Here is a 5,829-nt window from a genome sequence, read left to right on the forward strand (position 1 = left end):
GGACTGCTGTTCCCAGAACGCGCCCTCGGGGATCGAAGCGTTGTCGCCGCGATCGAGGGAGAAGCAGTCCTCAACGATCGGTTTCGCGCCCTTCCAGACCTCACGCGCCTTTTCGCGTGCGAGCGTGTCTTTGCTCTTCGACCGCGTCACCGTCCCAGTCGGCTGATTCGGTAAGAACTCGGGTTCGGGGGCAGGGATGTCGTGGTAGCGGGCGATGTCCACGACTACCTCGGCAGCTGTATGGACGGCCTCTTGTACGTCGGCGAGGCGATCTTCCCACGCCCGCCAGAGAGTAGATTGGTCGGGGATGTCNGTCCACGACTACCTCGGCAGCTGTATGGACGGCCTCTTGTACGTCGGCGAGGCGATCTTCCCACGCCCGCCAGAGAGTAGATTGGTCGGGGATGTCTTCGAAGCCCAGCTGCGTGCAGAGGAACGGCTTCTGCTTCAGGTACTTGTAGAGAGCCGTGGCGTTCTTCCAGCCCTTGACGCAGCGGAGGACGTGGGCACGGAAAACGGCGTTCCAGGGCTTCGGACTTCCCTGTTCGTGGTCGTAGGTGTCGTAGAAGCGCAGGTAGCAGGCTGGGACTTCCGAGACGAGGTCCTCCAGGGAGACGGAGCGGTCGTACCGATGCTGTTGCTCGTACGGATAGCTTTTGAGAGCGCCATCGACCATCTCCCGGAACGTCATGTCGAAGGACCGAGCTTCGACAACTTCGCCAGTATCCGCGCCGTAGAGCCCTTCTACCTCGTAGTCCTTCGGCGTGGACTCGTATCCAACGCTGTCGAGACGCATCGGTGGACCGATCCGTTTCCACCGTGACCCCGTTGGGGCTTGTCCCGCGCGTGCTGTCACTACTCAGGAATTACGCGGCTTCGTATATAAACCTCCAGAATATACCAGAAACTCGGCCACCTTTTGTTGNGTCCCGCGCGTGCTGTCACTACTCAGGAATTACGCGGCTTCGTATATAAACCTCCAGAATATACCAGAAACTCGGCCACCTTTTGTTGTATCGACGCTTCGCCATTTCTATGTTGTAGAATGTAAGCAATGAAGCTGGAAATATTGATGAATGGATCTGAGAAACTCTATATCTTCACTTGCCTTTCCAATGGTAAGATATATAATTTCCTCCTTTATATGTTCGTAATAGATGGGATTTCGCCGCCCTCGGAAATCCAGCTCCGATTCAGGTNATATATAATTTCCTCCTTTATATGTTCGTAATAGATGGGATTTCGCCGCCCTCGGAAATCCAGCTCCGATTCAGGTAATTCATCATCTCAGTCATCACCGTCTACATCGTCGAAGCCGTCGAAGACGGCTCGTCGATCCAACCGCAACGCCACCCGCACTACAACCGACTCACAGTCATCTGCTGCTCGGCGTAGCCGGTCTGCTGCTGAGACCNATCTGGCTCTCAACCGATGACTGCGAAGCGGTACTCGGCCACTCGGTGCCCACAGCCTCTCTCAGGCGAACGCTCGAGCAGGTAGTAAACACCGAAGGTCGTGAGACAGTCGAACAGTGGGCCGACGAAGGGATGCCAGTCGAGATAATGGGTGATTCCGAGAAGATGGCTGCGTTCCGAACGCGGCAAGCGCAGTCTCCTGAAGCAGTCCCAACTGATATCGAACGGCAGAACGAGCTGTCGAAACACCGAAACAGATACACTCACCTGGATGATGACCAGTCTGGAGAGGCAGCCGTTCCCGACCCAGTTCGCCGAGTTCTCTCCACACCTGGGCAGTCGCTGGATGCGGCGGTCCAGTCGGACTTGGCCGAGCGTCTGGGTGATCGTTTCGACGACGTCACGATTCATACCGGCCCGGAAGCGGCGAAGGCCTGCGAGTCGATCGACGCTCGCGCGTTCGCCGTGGGCTCGCACGTCGTGTTCAATCACGGAGAGTTCGATCCGGACAGCGCCACAGGCAAGTACCTGCTTGCCCACGAGTTGGTGCATANGTGCGAGATTCCTCGAGTGCGTACGAGCGTGAGGCGGACGAGCTTGCCAGTGAGGCGCTCCGATCGGACGCGGGCGTTGGGGCGCTCACCCCGAGCCAAGCAGCGCTGTCGGTCCAGCGGATGCACAAACACGAACTCCTCGAGGTCCTCGACGACGAACTCGAGGAGGACCTCCCCGAGAAGTTCGAGGATGGCCTGCCCGAGGAGGTCCTCGAAAAGCTGCCGGAGGCGTTGCGTGAGGGGTATGAAAACGGCCATCCAGCGTTTACGCGGGCCTACGAGCGAACGTTCGACAACGCGACGTTTCCTGAGCTGACGAGGGAAGCGGTCCGGAACAACGAACGATACGGCGGTGAAGGGTCGGCCCACTGGACCTGGGAAGAGATCCAGAACTCACTCCTGTTCAATGACCGCGAGGGAATCGAGAACCTCAGCGAGCGCGAGCAGCGAACACTGGCGCTGTTCATGAACGAGTCCGATGAGATTGCCGCCCAGTTCGGTGAAGCGATCGAGCGTCACTGGCAGGGCCTCTCCGGTGGTGAGTACCTGGCCGCCTCGATGGAGAACGCGACTGCCGGGGCGATAGTAGACATTTCGACGGGCCAACCATTCGTTTCGACGGCAGCCGGTGTGTTCTCCGGACCGATCCGAGCGCAAGTGGAGTACCAGGTGGACAAGCGCCTGCCGAAGGACTACGATGAGTATAACAAGATTGAACTTATCAATGACACGTTCAGATCGATCACAGAAGATGGTGTGAGTTATACTCGAGGCAAGGAAGAAGAACACGGACTAGAAGCCAACGAAACATCGTTTGACGATTCCGAGTTCGGAGAGGAAATGCAGGCAGAACACATCGATAGGTTGAACAACGAGGCGTCTCTGCTGAATCGCGAACAGATCGAAGAAAATCTCGAAGAACTCAGCATGATAACTAGTGAGGGATGGGTTGAGATGGGGCAGGATCAAAGAGAAGAGTACCTCAAAACGTTACAACAGACGGGCCTTATGTCACGTGTATTAGTGGGCACGATGGCGTCAGTCGATCCAGACACAATTGACGACATCAGTGTGACAGACTACGCCAAAACGGGTGCGGCCAGTGCCGGCGTGACGGGAACGACATCAACTGGAAGCAAAGCCAGTGCAGACGCGATTGAATCGAATTCCATCGATCTGTCCGCAAGTGTAACCACTGGCCTGACTAAAGGGGGATTGAAAGGTGTTGCTACGGTTTTGACAAAGCTCGGCTTGGAAGAGTCTGGGACGAGAGGGCAACTCACAGCAGTTGGTGACGCCCTCGAAGACCGCCTCGCCAAACGCGTCAAAGGAATACGTAGGGAGCGAGCGACCGAGCTTGATTCCTCGCAAGAGTATGACGAACTGGTCCATGCGCTCTTACACGTATTAGATGAGGAGGGCCTATTGGAGGAACATTATCATGGGTAACGTACCACCGTCCCGAATGGAAGCAGATGTTGTCGGGCTGGATAGCCCAGGGGTAGCTATCCAGGTGATCGATCACCGGGATTATACCCATCACCTGTTGTTCGACTGGGATGGTGAATTCATCGGTCACGTTCAAGACCGATTTGCAGAGGAGGTCCAAACTGATCCTGAACCTGCGAAAATCCTTGATCGCGTTCGATTCCGCGCACGCAACGTCGGGCATCACGAGACTGACGCAAAACTTCTCAGCCCCATCTTTGACTGGGTCGTTCTCGAAGAAGCCATCGATGTCCTCGAGGATCTAGACCTGTCAGCCATCATGGGTCACTTCATGGACTTTCTCGAAGCAATTCGAGATCCTCCCGTTGATAACGTGGAATTCACCGCCTTGTACCTCCATCTGGATGACGCAAANACTTCATGGACTTTCTCGAAGCAATTCGAGATCCTCCCGTTGATAACGTGGAATTCACCGCCTTGTACCTCCATCTGGATGACGCAAACGAGGAACTGATTGATCAGTCCGATCCCGTGACGTTCTATTTCGAGGATCAGGATCTTGTTCACACACCGGTTAGCCTCGAGCGTGAGCCCGACGTGTACGTGACAATTTCAACCCTCAAACGGCCATTCGCCTGTGATCACACCTTCCGGGATCTTATCGTCCACCAGCTCAAATGCCAGATTCGAGATCTCTACTACAGNGCCTCGAGCGTGAGCCCGACGTGTACGTGACAATTTCAACCCTCAAACGGCCATTCGCCTGTGATCACACCTTCCGGGATCTTATCGTCCACCAGCTCAAATGCCAGATTCGAGATCTCTACTACAGACAGAGTGGTCAGCCTCCTGAACAGTATCAGGTTGACGGGGTCGGTATTCACGACACTGGAATCACACCATTTAAATGCCAATCAATATAACGCAATGAAGACTAAAATTATTGGAATTAGAGATGGTATTGTCGGGGTGAAAGTCATTGATCCCCGCGGAAACCCACATTTAGTCGAAATTGATGTCGATGACGAAAAAAAGGAGGACTTGCATGCGCAAGAATCGTACCCATATAACGAGTCCGAACGAACGGATCGAGAGGAACAGATTATGAACCAAGTCCGGGCTCGGGCACGATTTGAGGCGCATAGAAATACGGAGTACGACATCCTTCACTCTGGATGGGATCCAGCCCAACTTCGACGTGGAATCGACGCTCTAGAGAATATGTCGCTCAACGAGTTCGACGAGGCCTTCCGGGAATACTACCATGCACTCATCAATCCTGAGCGTACCAAAGACGAGTACGGCATTACCGAAGGGACGGTCGAGTTCCCCGGTGAGCCAGAGGTCGTGTTGATCATGAAGGGATTCTGTATCAATGACGACAACGAGGTCGTGAGCATCCTGCCCGACATGTACGTTTACTACTCAAACGAGCACGCAGAGAAGAACTATACTACCGGGACACCTGCAAGCTGCTCGGACGACACGACACAGATCACTCCGATGCTTCCCCCATTCAAGCTCCCCGACGATTTCGTCTATCCGGAGGACTTCCGTGGGTTTATGATCCACAATCTGATGTGCCAGATCCGAGATATCTATTGGAACATGGGGGAAGATCCGCCTGCGGCATACGAGATTGACGGATTCGGTAAAGGAACCGGGAATTTCGACTACGAGGAATACAACTACTGACCGTAACCGTATCGTCCATCAGTTCAAACGCCAGATTCGAGATTTCTACCGCAGACAGGGTGGCTGGCTTTCTGCACAGTACCTGGTCAACGGAATCGGTCTTCACGATACTGAACTCGTCCCATTCGAACGGCAAGCACAGTAAAAATATGCAAGTAGAAATAATAGGAATTAAGCAAGGTGTTGTTGGGGTAGAGGTTATCGACCCCCGTGGGAATTCTCATCTCATTGAGCTAGCCGTCGATAACGAAAATGCAGGCGATTATCACGGTCAGGATGTCTATCCACATAGCTCGGCCGAGCGGACTGCGGACCAGGAGCAGATTATGAATCAGGTCTTTGAGCGGGCACGATTTGAGGCACACACAAAAACAGAGTATGATATTCTTCGACCGAGTTGGTATCCACCGCAAATTGAGCGCGGCATCGAAGCGCTTGAAAATATGCCTGCAGAGAAGTTTGACGAGGCGTTCCGCGAGTATTATCATGCGCTAATCAATCCTGAGAAGACCAGAGAAAAGTACGGGATTACCGAAGGATCGGTTGAGTTCCCTGGCGAACCCCAGATCGTATTGATCATGAAAGGGTTCTGTATCGACGAGCAGAACGAAGTCGTGAACGTGTTACCTGGTATGTATATTTACTACACGAATGACCAAACCGAACAGACGTACACCGCGGGGACGTCGGCTAGCTGTTCGGATGAGACGACACAA

Annotated in this window: 3 protein-coding genes and 2 pseudogenes; 4 read left to right on the plus strand and 1 reads right to left on the minus strand. The window is 54.1% G+C overall.

Features of this window, described 5'->3' with window-relative positions:
• Positions 1-691 (minus strand): annotated as a pseudogene (locus tag C482_RS22785) (hypothetical protein); the annotation flags it as partial.
• Positions 692-1,580: 889 nt separating this feature from the next.
• On the opposite strand from C482_RS22785, the pseudogene C482_RS22165 reads away from it, so the two are divergent.
• From C482_RS22165 to C482_RS02180, 4 genes and pseudogenes are all read left to right on the plus strand, one after another.
• A pseudogene (locus tag C482_RS22165) lies at positions 1,581-1,910 on the plus strand (eCIS core domain-containing protein); the annotation flags it as partial.
• 59 nt (positions 1,911-1,969) lie between these two features.
• Entirely contained in the window at positions 1,970-3,418 is a 1,449-nt protein-coding gene (locus C482_RS02165) for a cyclin family protein (protein WP_241431864.1), read from the plus strand.
• Positions 3,419-4,345: 927 nt separating this feature from the next.
• Positions 4,346-5,113, plus strand: coding sequence for a hypothetical protein (locus C482_RS02175; protein ID WP_049896398.1), 768 nt, complete (start codon positions 4,346-4,348; stop codon positions 5,111-5,113).
• A gap of 149 nt (positions 5,114-5,262) precedes the next feature.
• On the plus strand, positions 5,263-5,829 hold a 567-nt coding region (locus C482_RS02180), incomplete at its 3' end, for a hypothetical protein (protein WP_006165728.1).

Source organism: Natrialba chahannaoensis JCM 10990, from assembly GCF_000337135.1.
GTDB lineage: Archaea > Halobacteriota > Halobacteria > Halobacteriales > Natrialbaceae > Natrialba > Natrialba chahannaoensis.

What these genes read in the sequence shown, in the direction of transcription:
- C482_RS02175 (WP_049896398.1), top strand. Translation starts at nt 4,346, where the DNA reads ATGAAGACTAAAATTATTGGAATTAGAGATGGTATTGTCGGGGTGAAA.